Genomic DNA, 14,811 nt, shown 5'->3' with positions numbered 1-14,811 from the left:
ACAATCGCTCCGATTTTTTCTACGGTACTCCCATGACTTTCGCCTCCCTTGGCCTGATCGAACCCTTGCTGCGCTCCCTCGAGACGCTCGGCTACCAGACCCCGACGCCGGTGCAGGCGCAAGCCATTCCGGCCGTTCTGGCCGGTCGCGACCTGATGGCTGCGGCCCAGACCGGCACCGGCAAGACCGCCGGTTTCGCCTTGCCGCTCCTGCAATTGCTGGCCATGGAAGGGCCGAAAGTCGCAGCGAACTCGGCCCGTGCGCTGATTCTGGTGCCGACCCGCGAGTTGGCAGAGCAGGTTCACGAATCCGTGCGCCAGTACGCCGAAAACCTGCCGCTGCGCACTTATGCGGTGTACGGCGGCGTCAGCATCAACCCGCAGATGATGAAGCTGCGCGGCGGCGTTGATGTACTGGTCGCCACGCCAGGTCGCCTGATCGACCTGTTCCGCCAGAACGCGCTGAAGCTCGATCAGTTGCAGACCCTGGTGCTGGATGAAGCTGATCGTATGCTCGACCTCGGTTTCTCCGAAGAGCTGGCGAACATTTACCGCATGCTGCCGAAAAAACGCCAGACACTGCTGTTCTCCGCGACCTTCTCCGATGACATCCGCCTGTTGGCCGGGCAGATGCTCAACGATCCGCTGAGCATCGAAGTCAGCCCGCGCAACGTCGCCGCCAACACCGTCAAGCAATGGGTGGTGACGGTGGACAAGAAGCGCAAGGCCGAATTGTTCGTGCACCTGATGCGCAAGAACAAGTGGAAGCAGGTGCTGGTGTTCGCCAAGACCCGTAACGGCGTCGATGCACTGGTGGAAAAACTTCAGGGCCTGGGCGTCAACGCCGATGGCATCCACGGCGATAAGCCGCAGGCCACTCGTCAGCGCGCATTGGATCGTTTCAAACTCAGCGAAGTGCAGATCCTGGTCGCTACTGATGTTGCCGCCCGAGGTCTGGATATCGAAGACCTGCCGCTGGTGGTCAACTTCGATCTGCCGATCGTGGCCGAGGATTACATTCACCGCATTGGCCGTACCGGTCGTGCGGGTGCAACCGGCGAGGCGATTTCGCTGGTGTGCGCCGACGAGGTGAACATGTTGTCGGCGATTGAAATGCTGACGCGCCAGACCCTCAAGCGCCAGAACGAGCCGGATTTCGAACCTGAGCACCGCGTGCCGGACACCGATGCCAGCGGTCAGGTGATCAAAAAGCCGAAGAAACCGAAGAAGCCAAAAACCTCTGGCGGTGGCGGCAAGCGCAATCTCGGCAAGTGGGTGGACAGCGGCGACACACAGGCGCCGGAACCTTCGATCAAGCCTGTGCGCAAGGTGCCGGTTTTTAACACTGGGCCGCGCAAGCGTAAGCCTTGATTTAGCGCGGCGTCTGTAAAGACTCTTTCGCGAGCAAGCCCGCTCCCACAGGGATCACATTGTCCTTGTGGGGCTTGCTCGCGAAGGGCGCACTTGGGTCTTCAGCGCTTGCCGCTGTTTTTCAACCACTGCAGCATTCCCAACCCCGCCGCCCGCCCACTGGCAAAACATCCCGTCAGCAGATAGCCGCCCGTCGGCGCTTCCCAATCCAGCATCTCGCCTGCGCAGAATACCCCCGGCAAGGCCTTGAGCATCAGTTGCTCGTCCATCGCTTCGAACGTCACGCCACCCGCGCTGCTAATCGCTTCTTCCAGCGGTCGGGTTTTCACCAGCGTTAGCGGTAATGCCTTGATCGCCCGGGCCAGCAGCGCTGGATCGGCGAAAGTTGCGGTGTCAGTGAGTTCACGCAACAACGCTGCTTTCACCCCGTCAATCCCGACCTGACTGTGCAGGTGCTTGGCCATCGAGCGCGAGCCTCGCGGTTTGCTCAATGCCGCCTGCAATTTATCCACAGGCCTGCCGGGCAGCAGATCGATGTGAACCGTGGCTGAGCCCTGTGCGTTGATCGCCTCACGAATCGGCGCCGACAGCGCATAAACCAGACTGCCTTCAATCCCGGTCGCGGTGATCACGCATTCGCCCAAGCGCGGAGTGTCGTCGTTGAGGCCGATGGCGACGTTTTTCAGCGGCGCGCCGGCGAATTTACTGACGAGGAATTCGCTCCAGGCCTGCACCTCGAAGCCGCAATTGCTTGGCTGCAGCGGCGCCATTCCTACACCGCGTTGCTCCAGCGCCAACATCCACGCGCCGTCCGAACCCAGGCGCGACCAACTGCCGCCGCCGAGGGCGAGCAGGGTGGCGTCGGGATTGACGGTTGTCTCGCCGTCGGGGCGGTCGATACGCAGCGCGCCGTGTTCATCCCAACCAAGCCAACGATGACGGGTGTGGATAACTACGCCGCTGTCGCGCAGACGCTTGAGCCAGGCGCGCAGCAGCGGTGCGGCTTTCATGTCCGTAGGAAAAACCCGGCCGGAACTGCCAATGAAGGTTTCGATGCCCAGGTCATGAATCCACCGGCACAGCGCATCGGCGTCAAAGCCACGCAGCAGCGGAGCGATGTGCGGCGCGCGTTCGGCGTAACGCGAGAGGAACGCCGGGTAGGCTTCGGAATGGGTGATGTTCATGCCGCCAACGCCGGCCAGCAGGAACTTGCGACCCACCGAAGGCATGCCGTCGTACAGATCGACACGGACGCCGGCCTGGCTCAGCACTTCGGCGGCCATCAGGCCGGCGGGGCCACCGCCGATGATGGCAACGTGAGTGGGGGAGGTGGCGGGAGTCTGGGTCATGGCGTGCGCTGCGGTATGGCGGGATAAGGCGCGCATTCTAACAGCGCAGAACATTGTGGGAGGGGGCTTGCTCCCGAATGCGGAGATTCAATTGACATCAAAGTTGAATGACGCCCCGTATTCGGGAGCAAACCCCCTCCCACACGGGATCTGTGGTGATCTCGTAAGCTCTGGTTGAAAATTGATCAGCGTGCTGCAGGCCATAGCCGGTATGGGCTGTAGTCCCTTTCGCTCAGGTTATCCACAGGCCGTTCCACAGCGATTGTGGGTAACGCAGCACAGCTCAATGACAACCGTGTGACTGCCATACACGTTGTGCGCTGTGATGGAGGATGCCGTGGCGGCGGGCGAGGGCGTGGCGATCCTTGCTGTAGCCGCCACCAATCACGCCGACCACCGGAATGTCACGGCCCAGGCAATGGCGCATGACGCTTTCATCGCGGGCGGCAACGCCTTCGTCGGTCAGTTGCAGATAACCGAGGGCATCGTCCTTGTGCACATCGACGCCAGCGTCGTACAGCACCAGATCCGGCTGATACAGCGGCAACAGGTAGTTGAGCGTGTCGTCGACGACCTTCAGATAGTCGGCATCACCCATGCCTTTGGGCAGCGGAATGTCCCAGTCGCTTTCGGCTTTGCGTGCAGGAAAATTCTTCTCGCAGTGCAGGGAAACGGTGATCGCCTCCGGAGTGTCATGGAGGATGCGTGCCGTGCCGTCGCCCTGATGCACATCGCAGTCGAAGATCAACACGCGGTTCACCCGACCGCTTTGCAGCAGGTAATGGCTGATGATCGCCAGGTCGTTGAAGATGCAGAAACCGGCCGGGTAATCGTAATGGGCATGGTGGGTGCCGCCGGCCAAGTGACAGGCCAGACCGTGTTCCAGAGCCTTTTGCGCCGCCAGAATCGAGCCGCCGACAGCGCGCACCGTGCGCCGCGCCAACGCTTCGTTCCACGGCAGGCCCAGACGTCGCTGATCCTCGCGGGACAATTCGCCACTCATGTAGCGTTCGATATACGCACGGTCATGGGCGAGGGCGAGGATGTCGTTCGGACAGATTTCCGGTCGCAGCAGGTCGGCGTCGCGGGTCAGGCCGCTGTCGACCAGGTGATCGCGCAACAGCCGGAACTTGTCCATCGGGAAGCGGTGATCCGCCGGAAACTCGGGGCTGTAGTCTTCGTGATAGATCAACGGCAGTGGCATGGCGATTTCTTGTAGGAACTGTCGGAAAGAGTGAACGATCCTACCAGCGATGTAGACTTGCGGCATGGAAACGGAGGAGCACGATGGAGCCGATACTGGAACTGGAAAGTGCGCGGCTGCTGATGCGTCAGTGGCAGGACGAGGATTTGCCGGCATTTGCCGCGATGTGCGCCGATCCTCAGGTGATGCGCTACTTTCCGGCGCAACTTTCTCGCTTGGAAAGTGCGTCGATGATCGGCCGCGTGCGCGGGCATTTCGCCGAGCACGGTTACGGTTTGTGGGCGCTGCAGCGCAAGGACAGCGGCGAGTTCATCGGTTTTACCGGTCTGGGCGTGGTTGGCTTTGATGCGCCATTCACCCCGGCGGTGGAAATCGGTTGGCGTCTGGCCAGGGAGCATTGGGGGCTGGGCTATGCCAGCGAAGCGGCATGGACCGCTCTGCGCTGCGGGTTTGATCGATTGGCCCTGAAGGAAATTGTCTCCTTCACCGCGCAAGCCAATTTGCCCTCGGAGAAAGTCATGCAAGCGATTGGCATGCATCACGATCCGGCCGATGACTTCGATCATCCGAAACTCGCTGTGGATCACCCGCTGCGCAGGCACCTGCTCTACCGCATCAGCCGCGAGCAGTGGCTGCAAACCTTGCATGGCTAAGCCGACACGGACGTTTACAATGGCGCGACAGTGGCTCGCGCCAGAACCTGAATCGCCCGCCGCAGCCAAGACTGCGCGGCATTGCTTTGTGTGAGGAGAGTCTGAATGAGCCAAGTGTTGGAAGATCTGGTCGACCTGCTGACCCTGGAACCGATTGAAGAAAACCTGTTCCGTGGCCGCAGCCAGGACTTGGGTTTCCGCCAGTTGTTCGGTGGGCAGGTGCTTGGCCAGTCGCTGTCGGCGGCCAGTCAGACCGTGGAAGAAGCACGCCACGTGCACTCGATGCACGGTTATTTCCTGCGGCCGGGCGATGCCAAGTTGCCGGTGGTGTACTCGGTTGATCGCGTGCGCGATGGCGGCAGTTTCAGCACCCGTCGCGTGACCGCGATCCAGAAGGGCCATCCGATTTTCACCTGCAGCGCGTCGTTCCAGTACGACGAACAAGGCTTCGAGCACCAGAGCCAGATGCCGGTGGTGGTCGGCCCGGAAAACCTGCCTTCCGAGCTGGAACTGACCCAGCAACGTGCGCACCTGATCCCGGAACACATGCGCGAAAAACTGCTGTGCCCAAAGCCGATCGAAGTGCGCCCGGTCACCGAAAAAGACCCGTACAACCCGCAGCCTGCCGATCCGGTGAAATACGTGTGGTTCCGTGCCGACGGCGCACTTGCCGACATTCCGGCACTGCACAAATACCTGCTGGCTTACGCCTCGGACTTCGGCTTGCTGACCACGTCGATGCTGCCCCACGGTAAATCGGTCTGGCAGAAAGACATGCAGGTCGCCAGCCTCGATCACGCGCTGTGGTTCCACAACGATCTGCGCGCCGATGACTGGTTGCTCTATGCGATGGACAGTCCGTGGGCCGGCAACTCTCGCGGTTTCTCCCGTGGCAGCGTGTACAACCGGGCGGGTCAATTGGTGGCGTCGGTGACTCAGGAAGGTCTGATCCGTCACCGCAAGGATTGGGCATGAGCCTGGCCGATGTGAAGCACTGGGTGTTCGACATGGACGGCACGCTGACCGTCGCCGTGCATGATTTTGCGGCGATTCGTGTGGCGCTGGCGATCCCGCCCGAGGACGATATCCTCACGCATCTCGCCGCGCTGCCGGCGAATGAAGCGGCGGCGAAACACGCCTGGTTGCTGGAGCATGAGCGTGATCTGGCGCTCGGTTCGAAACCGGCCACCGGCGCGGTGGAACTGGTGCGTGACCTGCACTCGCGCGGCTATCGCCTCGGCATTCTGACGCGCAATGCCCGCGAGCTGGCGCACGTCACGCTTGCGGCCATAGGCCTCGCTGACTGCTTTGCGGTGGACGATGTGCTGGGCCGCGATGAAGCACCGCCGAAACCGCATCCGGGTGGTTTGTTGAAACTGGCCGAGGCCTGGAAAGTGCCGGCCAGTGAGATGGTGATGGTCGGCGATTACCGCTTTGATCTGGACTGCGGGCGAGCGGCGGGGGCGCGGACGGTTCTGGTGAACCTGCCGGATAATCCGTGGCCGGAGCTGACCGATTGGCATGCGCAGGATTGTGTCGAGTTGCGGCAGATGCTGTCGGCCTGAAATTTTTACTGCCTGTCAGATTGTCTTCGCGAGCAAGCCCGCTCCCACAGGGGAATGCATTCCAAATGGGGGAGCGGGCTTGCTCGCGAAGAGGCCAGAACAGCCACCGCAAGGATTACTGTTCGAACAGGGCTTTCTGTCCCTCCGGCGAGGTCAGCATCCCATCGCCGTTGTGACCGACCCCGGGTACTTCCACCAACCGCTGGTTCACCCCTTCCGGGTGGCGCCGCAGCAAATAGCCGAAGTACAACTTGCCGCGCTCAAGCCGATAGGCACCCTGCGCCTCGGCTGCACAGCCCTTGTCCAGCGCCGGGTGCTTCGGGTCGATGTCCTGCTGCCCGAGCAGATAAATCACCTCACGTTTGACGTAGGCGCTTTCAAGCTGCAACGGAGTCTGCCCACCGGCGTACACCGGCATGTCGCTCAGGCCGTACTTCCAGCGATTGAAACCCGGGCACTTTGCGTGATCGAACGCCACCGGCCGCTGCTCGTTGAAGTACGCGTAGGAAGACGGATTGGCCACCACGTAGCGCAAGCGGATGCCATTGGCCTTCAGCGCCGGCTGATCCTTGGCGAGCAGGGCGTAACGCTGCACGACCTGGCCGCCGCCGGAGTGGCCGAACATCACGATTTGCTTTACGTCCGGAAACTGCTTGCGATCACTGACCCGGGCGACGATTTCATCGAGGGCGGCATAAGCGCTCAACGGATTCGGGCCTGTGGATAAGCCGCCGCCCATCCACTCGTTGCCTTTCCAGCGCAGCAACGTCGGCGGCAACGAGTACAGGGCGACATCACTTTCATTGAGGAACTGCGGCGCGATCACCAGCGTGTGAGCGGTTTGCCCGGCCAGCTCAGCGGCGCTTTCAGCGCTTTTGCGATAGGTCTCGGCGTTGCGCAAGCGACCGTGAATGACGATCAGCACACGCTCGATTTTCTCCGGCGCCGGGCCGATGCCCACCGCCATTTCCCCCGCCTTGAGTTGCAACCGCCCGGCACTGATGGCGTCGACGCCGGCCGCGTGCGCGGTGCTGCCAATAAGCAGTAAAGCCAAAAGCCATTTATGCATTTACAGGTTTTTCGCCGCGAAGGTGTCGCACTGGCCGACCTGGCCTTGCGCGAATCCGGTTTTGAACCAGCGCACCCTTTGCGCCGACGTACCGTGGGTAAACGAGTCCGGCACCACACGGCCCTGACCTTGTTGTTGCAGACGATCATCACCGATGGCGTTGGCGGCGTTCAAGGCTTCTTCAATGTCGCCCGGCTCCAGCCAGTTCAAACGCTTCTGTGCGTTGTAGGCCCAGACCCCGGCGAGGCAGTCGGCCTGCAGCTCCTGACGCACCAGCAAGCCACCGTCACCTTCCATCTGTCGGCCTTGCTGGCGGGCTGTCTGAATTTTCGCCGAGACACCGAGAAGCGTCTGCACATGGTGTCCGACTTCGTGTGCGATCACGTAGGCCTGAGCGAAATCGCCAGCGGCTTTGAAACGCTGGGCCATTTCCTGGAAGAACGCCATGTCCAGATAAACCTTCTGATCTGCCGGGCAATAGAACGGCCCGGTGGCGGACGTCGCCAGCCCACACGCGGAATTGACCCGATTGCTGAACAACACCAGGGTCGGGTCCTTATATTGCCGGCCGGCCTGCTGGAAAATTGCGCCCCAAGTGTCTTCGGTGTCGCCGAGGATCGAACGGACGAACTCCGCCTGTTCATCGTTGGCCGGCGGTGCCTGACGGGTTTGCGAAGTGGGCGCCGATTGCTGCCCCGATTGCCCGGCGAGCTGACCGAGAATTTGCAGCGGATCCTGCCCGGTGATCCAGCCAATGCCGACGATCAACAGAATCGCCCCCAGGCTCAAGCCCTTGCCGCCACCGAAGCGCATGCCGCCGCCACCGCCGGCATCATCACCACGGGCATCGACGACGTTGTCACTGCGTCGGCCTTTTTTCCATAGCATGGGGGAATCCTCTGTTTGTACCCGGTGAAGAGTCGTGGTGATGAGTGTTGCTGGTGCGCGGTAACGGCGCCAGTCCGGTCGTCAGACCATCGTGATCGACGGCGGTTCTGATAAACGTAGCGCGGTTGTCAGCTTACAGTCGATCGGCGTTGAAGGTATCGCAGGCATCGATCACGCCACGCTCGAATCCGGCGCTGAACCAGGCGCTGCGTTGTTGCGACGTGCCGTGGCTGAACGTGTCGGGGCGTACCGTGCGGTTCTTCGCACTTTGCAGGAAATCGTCGCCGAATACGGACGCGGCATTCAAGGCTTCGTCGATGTCGCCGGGTTCCAGCCACGCCAGACGTTTTTGCGCGTGATGGGCCCACACGCCGGCCAGGCAATCAGCCTGCAATTCGGCGCGCACCTCAAGGCCGCCGTCGCCGATGACCGGCTCGCGGGCCGATAACGCCGCCTCGAACGGCGCGGACAGGCCCAGTTCAAGCTGTACGTGATGCCCGACTTCGTGGGCGATGATGAAGGCCTGGGCAAAATCGCCGACCACCGAAAACCGTTCGGCCATCTGTTGAAAGAAGTTCGGGTCGAGATAGATCTGTTTATTTTCGGGACAGTAGAAGGGGCCGGCCGAGGCCCCGGCGTAACCGCAGCCAGACACCACCCCATCATTGAACAAGGTCAATGTCGGCGCGGAGTATTGCTGCCCGGTCTGGGCGAACAGTGGCTGCCAGGTGTCCTCGGTATCGCCGAGAATCGATTCGATGAAGTGCAACTGCGGATCGCTGGTCTGCACGAGCTGTTCGCTAATCTGATGCTCTGTGGCCGGGCGCTCTGGCGGCGCGGTGTCGAGTGTCGAATACAGTGCCGCGCCGGTGAGTGCGGCGGCGGCCAGTCCTGCGCCGAGTGTTTTCCCTGTCAGTGTGCGGGCGTCCTTGCCCTCTCGCGTGTCGTTGACGTTGTCGCTGCGTCTTGCCTTGTTCCATAACATGGTTGCGGTCTCTCGTAGGTTGATCGGCGTTTTTCGCCGCGCCTATGAATAACCGCGCACGTCACAATCTGCAGGACAGATGTGTAAGGGCGCGTAAGACCGTTCTTGAATCGGCCGTGCTGCAGCGCCCGAACGCCGCTTTCCTGCTTACTCGTCGAACGCATCCCACACGGGAGCGAAGTCCGGGCTGACCTGGCGTTCGCGTTTCGACAGACTCGCGATCAACGCGCGGTCTGCGTCGTCCAGATTGACCTCAAGTGCCGCCAGATTGGCCAGTTGATTGGCTTTGCTGCTGGCCTTGGGGATGGCCGCGACGCTGGGCTGATCGAGCAGCCACTTCAGCGCAACCTGGGTTGGCAGCACGCCATGTTTGGCGGCGATCTGCTGGATCTCGGCAATGTGTGAGACCTTGTTGCGTGCCAATGGCGTGTAGGCCGTCAGCGCCATGTCGTGTTGCCGGGCGTAGTCGAGCAGGGCGTTCTGGCCGAGCAGCACGTGGTATTCGACCTGAATGGCTGACAGACCGATGCCATATTCCTCGACGACTTTGCGCAGCAGTGGCAGTGGAAAATTCGCCACGCCGATGTTGCGCGCCAGACCTTGCTCCTTGAACGCGGCCAAGGTCTCGAGCGTGCGAGGCAAGTCCCAGTCGGTGCTTGGCCAATGGATCATGAACAGGTCGACGTAATCGCTGCGCAAGGCTTTCAGACTGCGCTCCATCGAATGACGCATGGCGTCGGGTTGCAGCTGATCCCACCAGACTTTGCTGGTGACGTGAATCTGCTCGCGGGGTGTCGGCGTATTCGCCAGCGCTTGTCCGACCGCGTCTTCATTGTTGTAGGCCGCCGCCGTGTCGATGTGCCGATAACCCAGTTCCAACGCCTGTTCCACAGCTTGGGTGCACTCCTCACCGAGCATCGGCCAGGTGCCGAGGCCAAGTTTGGGCATGTTCAAACCGTGGGCATTAACGATGTGCTGCATGGTCGATCTCCTGTTCGAAAGCAGTGATGCCGGCGATATGCCGGGCGGCGATGTAACCGAAGGTCAGTGCCGGGCCGATATTGATCCCGCCTGCCGGGTAGTGGCCACCCATGATGCTGGCCATGTCGCCCCCGGCGGCGTAGAGCCCGTCGATGGGCTGGTCGTTGGCGTCGAGCACCTGCGCGTGCGGGTTGACCTTGAGGCCGGCGAAAGTGCCAAAGCAGCCCGGCTGGACTTTCACGGCATAGAACGGGCCGTGCTCTATCGGCGCGACGCAGGGATTGGGCAGGTTCGCCGGGTCGCCCTGTTTGCGGTTGTACGGCGTCGAACCGCGACCGAACAGTGGGTCTTCACCGTGGCGGGCGTGGTGGTTGTAGTCGTCGAGCGTGTGGCGCAGGCCTTGTGGGTCGATACCGCAGGCGGTGGCCAACGCTTCAACGGTGTTTGCGCTTTTCAGATAGCCGCTGCGGATAAAACCTGACAGCGGCACAGGAAACGGCCGCGACATGCCGAGGCCGTAGCGGCGTTGAAAGGCGCGGGTGCAGATCAGCCATGACGCCACTTCTTCGCCCTCCGGCGCCGCCGCGACCATGGCGCTGACGTAATCGTAGTAACCGTTGGCTTCATTGACGAAACGCTGGCCGTTGCGCAAGACGCCGATGATTCCCGGTTTGCCGCGCTCGATGATGTGTGGGAAGTGTCCGGTGCTGCCGTCGGCATGTGGTACTTGCGACACCGGTGCCCACGCCACGGGGGAGGCGAGATCGGTGTTGACCCGGGCACCGACGCTTTCGCCCAGACGCAAGCCATCGCCGTTGACCGAGAGCGGCGGCAGCGCCCAGTGTTCCCGACCGGTAGGCGTACGCGCAAATAACGCTTTGCGCCGTTCGACGTCGTTGGCGAACCCACCCGCCGCGAGCACCACGGCTTTGCGCGCATGAATGCGGATCGGGCCTTTGTCGCTGTTGACCATGGCGCCGGTGACACGGGCGCCGTCGCGCAGCAGTTCAGTCACCGGCGCTGAGGGCCAGAGCAAGACGCCGAGGTCTTCGGCGGATTTTGCCAGTCGTGCGACCAACGCCACGCCGTTGACCAGTTGCATCGCCCGGCCATGCACGGCCAGATCGAGCAAGTGCCGAGTGAAGCGTCGGGTCACGTGCCAGGCGGCTTTCAATGAGCGGGTCAAATTGAGAAATGCAGAGAGGTCGGCGCCCGCCATGATCGGCATGCCCATGAAGGAGGTTTCGCGCATCGTTGTGCGAAGGCGCTTGAGCAAGCGTCCGACGTTGCGACCATCGTAGGGCGCGGCGATCACTGAGCGTCCACCGGTTCCAGCACCGGGCGTTTCACCGTGAATGTCGGCGATGGCATTGCCGTCGGCGAATTGCAGCGCGGTGTTGTGTTCGAAAAACGCGACCATGCGCGGCGCTGATTCGAGGAAGGCGTCGATCATTGCCGGGTCAAAGTGTTCGCCCAGTTCGTGGCGCAGGTAGGTGCGCGGTTGTTCGACGTCTTCGATGATCCCGGCACGCCGCGCCAGCGGATTGCACGGCACCCATGCCCAGCCACCGGACCACGCCGTGGCGCCACCGAAGACCGGATCTTTCTCGACGACGATGACTTTCAATCCGTGCCAGGCAGCAGTGACGGCTGCCGATAAGCCAGCGGCGCCGGAGCCGACCACAAGGACGTCGCAGTCAATTTGGGGAAGTTCGGCAGACATCAAAGCAAGCTCCGCTGATATTGTTTTTGGAATTTGATTCCAGAAAGTAATCAATAAGCTGGCCGCCCGACAAGGCTTGAATGGATATACCGGGCGGTTATCGAACAGCGGGTTCCAGATTTCGCTTTGCTGAGGATGTCTTCTAGAATCGGCGAAATTTCATTTGGATTTCCCCATGGCCGGCAGTCAGATCGAACGGGTTTTCAGCGTGCTGGAAAGCCTCACCAGTGAGCCGCGCGGGCTGCCGATGCAGACCCTCGCCGAGCAACTGGACATCCCCAAAAGCGCGACTCACCGCCTGCTCGCCGAGCTGATCCGCCTCGGCTACGTGCGGCAAAATGCGGAGACCTTGCGTTATCACTTGTCGACCAGACTGGTGGCGATGGGTTTCCGTTATCTGTCGAGCAGCGGCGCCGACATTGTCCAGCCAGTACTGGATCGTCTCGCGCAGGAAACCGGCGAACTGGTGCGCCTTGGCGTAATTGATGGCGAGCGTCAGACGTGGATCGCCAAGGCTCAGGGCGCGCGCACCGGTTTGCGTTATGACCCCGATATGGGCCGCGATGCGCCGTTGTTCTATACAGCGTCCGGGCATGCCTGGCTGGCGTGCATGAGCGACGCCGAAGCGCTGTCGCTGGTCGAGCGCCAGGCTGCCGAGGTGCCGGAGAGCGTTGGGCCGAACGCACCACGCTCCAACATCGAGTTGCTCGAACGCCTGCGTCTGGCCCGTGAGCAGGGTTATGCCTGTGTCGAGGAGAGCTCGGCCGTGGGCACTTCGGCGATTGCGGCGGTGGTCAGGCACCCAACGGATGGCCGGGTGATCGGCGTACTGAGCATCGCCGGGCCGAGCGCACGGATGCCGGGGGCGCGCCTGCATGAGCTGGCGCCGTTGCTGTTGAAATTTGCAGAGGAGTTGTCGGCGGCGAGTCTAGCGTCGGAGTTGTTTGTCTGACTGAAACGGAAAACGTGCGCTGTTCGCACGCTTTTCGTGGAAGTGGCTGTTTGATTCTGGAACTCGGTTCTAAATTGTTGGAGGAGTGTTTTTCCCACAACAATCACAAGAGGATCGCGCCTTGAATTCGCCCCTTCGAATCGCCCTGATCGGCGCCGGCAACATGGGTCAGCAACATTACCGCCACCTGCAAACGCTGACGGAGGCCACCCTGTGCGCGGTGGCCGATCCCGGCCCGCAAGCTGCAGAACTCGCCTCGACGTGGGGCGTAGCGCATTTCGCCGATCACCGTCAGATGCTTGAGCACGCGCGGCCAGACGCGGTGATTGTCGCCAATCCGAATAATCAGCACGTCAGCACCGCGCTGGATTGTCTGGCGGTTGGCGTGCCGGTGTTGCTGGAAAAACCGGTCGGCGTGCATCTGGATGAAGCGCGTGAGTTGGTGGCAGCGGTCAAGAGCAGTGGTGTGCCGGTGCTGGTTGGTCATCATCGGCGACACAATCCGCTCATCGTGCGCGCTCACGAATTGCTGCAAAGCGGTGCGCTCGGTCGGTTGATCAGCGTCACTGCGCTGTTTCAGTTGCGCAAACCCGACCACTACTTCGAGATCCCGTGGCGTCGCGAGGCGGGCGCGGGGATGTTGCTGACCAACCTGATTCACGACCTCGATCTGCTGCGGCATCTGTGCGGCGAAGTGCTGTCGGTGCAAGCGATCACCGATCACTCGGTGCGCGGCTTTGCCAACGAAGACAGCGCGGCAGTGTTGCTGCGCTTCGCGGGCGGCACGTTGGGCACCTTGAGTGGTTCTGACGCGGTGGCGGCGCCCTGGAGCTGGGAGCTGGGTTCCGGCGAAAATCCGGTGTACCCGCGACAGGCCGATCAACCGTGTTACCTGCTGGCCGGCACTGCCGGAGCCCTGAGCATCCCGCAACTGAGGCATTGGCATTACGCTGCCGAGTTGGTCGACGCCGGTTGGCACGAACCGTTGCTGAGGGTCGACGAGTCCTGCTCCGGCGACGATGCTTTGCGCTTGCAGCTGCAGCACTTCGTCCGCGTGGCACGCGGTGAGGTCGAGCCTTTGGTGAGTGCCGCCGATGCTGCCCGCACGCTGGCGCTGGTTGAGGCCATCCACGAAGCCGCCGCCACCGGTTGTGCTTGTGCACCCGCGTTGATCGAGGGCTGAGCATGAACGAACGAATTCTCTCGCTGGCCAGCCTGACGGTGCTCGAGCTGTCGCCACCGCAGATGGTCGAGGTCGCCGCCCGTGCCGGTTACAGCCATGTCGGCCTGCGTCTGGAACCGGCGACGCCGGAGGAGTATCACTTCCCGCTGGTCGCCGATAGCAGTTTGCGTCGTCAGACGCTGGCGCGTTTGCACGACACCGGGATCCGTGTGCTCGACGTGGAAATCCTGCGTCTGAAACCGCAGACCGTGGTCGCCGATTTCGACCAACTGCTGAGTGTGGGTGCGCAGTTCGGTGCCAGTGAGTTGCTGGTCGCGGGTAACGATCCCGACGAGCAACGGCTCACTGATAATTTCGCGGCGCTGTGTGATTTGGCCAGGCCTTATGGCTTGCATCCGCACCTGGAATTCATGCCGTGGACCGATGCGCGCAATCTTGAGCAAGCGCTGCGCATCGTCGAAAACGCTGACCGGGACAATGCGGCGGTGTTGGTCGATGCCTTCCACTTCGACCGCTCCGCTTCTCGCCTTGAAGACCTTGCCTGCGTGCCGCCATCGCGTCTGCGTTATGCACAGTTGTGTGATGTGGCGGGGCCGAGGCCGACCGACATGGCCGAAATCTTGCGTCAGGCTCGCAACGAGCGGCGGTTTCCCGGCGAGGGCGATTGCGATCTGTTCGGGTTGTTGAAAGCGTTGCCGACTAATATTGCGTTGAGTCTGGAAATTCCCACGGTGAAACTGCTGGAACAGGGCGTGAGTGGATTGCAGCGGGCGCAGATGGCGATCGATAAAACCCGGGCGTTGCTGGCGCGGCTTTGAGCGGTGCAGCGTCCCTGTCGCGGGCAAGCCGCGCTTGCACTGGATCTGCATTGTCCATGTGGGAGTGGACT

General features: G+C 62.0%; 14 protein-coding genes. 7 read left to right on the top strand and 7 right to left on the bottom strand.

Translation table 11 applies throughout. The features are described 5' to 3' along the window. The first annotated feature begins 32 nt into the window (after positions 1 to 32). On the top strand, positions 33 to 1,370 hold the full coding sequence (gene rhlE1 / locus F2P67_RS01885; RefSeq protein ID WP_166216661.1) for an RNA helicase RhlE1: 1,338 nt from the start codon (positions 33 to 35) through the stop codon (positions 1,368 to 1,370). Between the two features lie 101 nt (positions 1,371 to 1,471). On the opposite strand, the gene F2P67_RS01880 is transcribed toward rhlE1, so the two are convergent. Both F2P67_RS01880 and F2P67_RS01875 read right to left on the bottom strand, forming a co-directional pair. After that, positions 1,472 to 2,719 carry a TIGR03862 family flavoprotein gene (locus F2P67_RS01880; RefSeq protein WP_166216658.1) on the bottom strand — a complete coding sequence of 416 codons (1,248 nt, stop codon included), beginning with the start codon at positions 2,717 to 2,719 and terminating at the stop codon, positions 1,472 to 1,474. Between the two features lie 283 nt (positions 2,720 to 3,002). Continuing rightward, positions 3,003 to 3,923, bottom strand: coding sequence for a histone deacetylase family protein (locus tag F2P67_RS01875; RefSeq protein WP_166216655.1), 921 nt, complete (start codon positions 3,921 to 3,923; stop codon positions 3,003 to 3,005). Positions 3,924 to 4,006: 83 nt separating this feature from the next. Between F2P67_RS01875 and F2P67_RS01870 the strand changes: the two genes are divergently transcribed. The 3 genes from F2P67_RS01870 to F2P67_RS01860 all read left to right on the top strand — a co-directional run bounded on the left by F2P67_RS01870 (position 4,007) and on the right by F2P67_RS01860 (position 6,141). Further along, complete coding sequence (locus F2P67_RS01870) at positions 4,007 to 4,576, top strand: GNAT family N-acetyltransferase (protein ID WP_166216652.1); 570 nt, start codon at positions 4,007 to 4,009, stop codon at positions 4,574 to 4,576. A 105-nt stretch (positions 4,577 to 4,681) separates the two neighbouring features. Further along, positions 4,682 to 5,551 carry an acyl-CoA thioesterase II gene (tesB, locus tag F2P67_RS01865; protein ID WP_166216649.1) on the top strand — a complete coding sequence of 290 codons (870 nt, stop codon included), beginning with the start codon at positions 4,682 to 4,684 and terminating at the stop codon, positions 5,549 to 5,551. Beyond that, complete coding sequence (locus F2P67_RS01860) at positions 5,548 to 6,141, top strand: HAD family hydrolase (protein WP_166216646.1); 594 nt, start codon at positions 5,548 to 5,550, stop codon at positions 6,139 to 6,141. The genes tesB and F2P67_RS01860 overlap by 4 nt, the downstream gene beginning before the upstream one ends. A 115-nt stretch (positions 6,142 to 6,256) precedes the next feature. On the opposite strand, the gene F2P67_RS01855 is transcribed toward F2P67_RS01860, so the two are convergent. From F2P67_RS01855 to F2P67_RS01835, 5 genes are all read right to left on the bottom strand, one after another. Then, positions 6,257 to 7,210: an alpha/beta hydrolase gene (locus F2P67_RS01855; protein WP_166216644.1), complete on the bottom strand. Its 954-nt coding sequence runs from the start codon at positions 7,208 to 7,210 to the stop codon at positions 6,257 to 6,259. Further along, on the bottom strand, positions 7,211 to 8,098 hold the full coding sequence (ypfJ, locus tag F2P67_RS01850) for a KPN_02809 family neutral zinc metallopeptidase (protein ID WP_166216641.1): 888 nt from the start codon (positions 8,096 to 8,098) through the stop codon (positions 7,211 to 7,213). Between the two features lie 133 nt (positions 8,099 to 8,231). Next, complete coding sequence (gene ypfJ, locus F2P67_RS01845) at positions 8,232 to 9,083, bottom strand: KPN_02809 family neutral zinc metallopeptidase (protein WP_166216638.1); 852 nt, start codon at positions 9,081 to 9,083, stop codon at positions 8,232 to 8,234. A 147-nt stretch (positions 9,084 to 9,230) separates the two neighbouring features. After that, positions 9,231 to 10,064 carry an aldo/keto reductase gene (locus tag F2P67_RS01840; protein WP_166216635.1) on the bottom strand — a complete coding sequence of 278 codons (834 nt, stop codon included), beginning with the start codon at positions 10,062 to 10,064 and terminating at the stop codon, positions 9,231 to 9,233. Beyond that, the gene (locus F2P67_RS01835) at positions 10,048 to 11,787 is read right to left on the bottom strand and encodes an FAD-dependent oxidoreductase (protein ID WP_166216632.1); all 1,740 of its coding nucleotides are present in this window, start codon (positions 11,785 to 11,787) and stop codon (positions 10,048 to 10,050) included. The genes F2P67_RS01840 and F2P67_RS01835 overlap by 17 nt, the downstream gene beginning before the upstream one ends. A gap of 175 nt (positions 11,788 to 11,962) precedes the next feature. Between F2P67_RS01835 and F2P67_RS01830 the strand changes: the two genes are divergently transcribed. The 3 genes from F2P67_RS01830 to F2P67_RS01820 all read left to right on the top strand — a co-directional run bounded on the left by F2P67_RS01830 (position 11,963) and on the right by F2P67_RS01820 (position 14,740). Next, entirely contained in the window at positions 11,963 to 12,739 is a 777-nt protein-coding gene (locus F2P67_RS01830; protein ID WP_166216630.1) for an IclR family transcriptional regulator, read from the top strand. Positions 12,740 to 12,860: 121 nt separating this feature from the next. Continuing rightward, positions 12,861 to 13,922: a Gfo/Idh/MocA family protein gene (locus F2P67_RS01825; protein ID WP_166216627.1), complete on the top strand. Its 1,062-nt coding sequence runs from the start codon at positions 12,861 to 12,863 to the stop codon at positions 13,920 to 13,922. 2 nt (positions 13,923 to 13,924) lie between these two features. Beyond that, positions 13,925 to 14,740 (top strand): sugar phosphate isomerase/epimerase family protein, encoded by an 816-nt coding sequence (locus F2P67_RS01820; protein ID WP_166216624.1) that lies wholly within the window; start codon positions 13,925 to 13,927, stop codon positions 14,738 to 14,740. Positions 14,741 to 14,811 lie beyond the last annotated feature (71 nt).

Source organism: Pseudomonas atagonensis (assembly GCF_011369485.1).
In the GTDB taxonomy this organism is placed as follows: domain Bacteria; phylum Pseudomonadota; class Gammaproteobacteria; order Pseudomonadales; family Pseudomonadaceae; genus Aquipseudomonas; species Aquipseudomonas atagonensis.
This window is presented reverse-complemented; position numbering and strand designations above follow the sequence as displayed.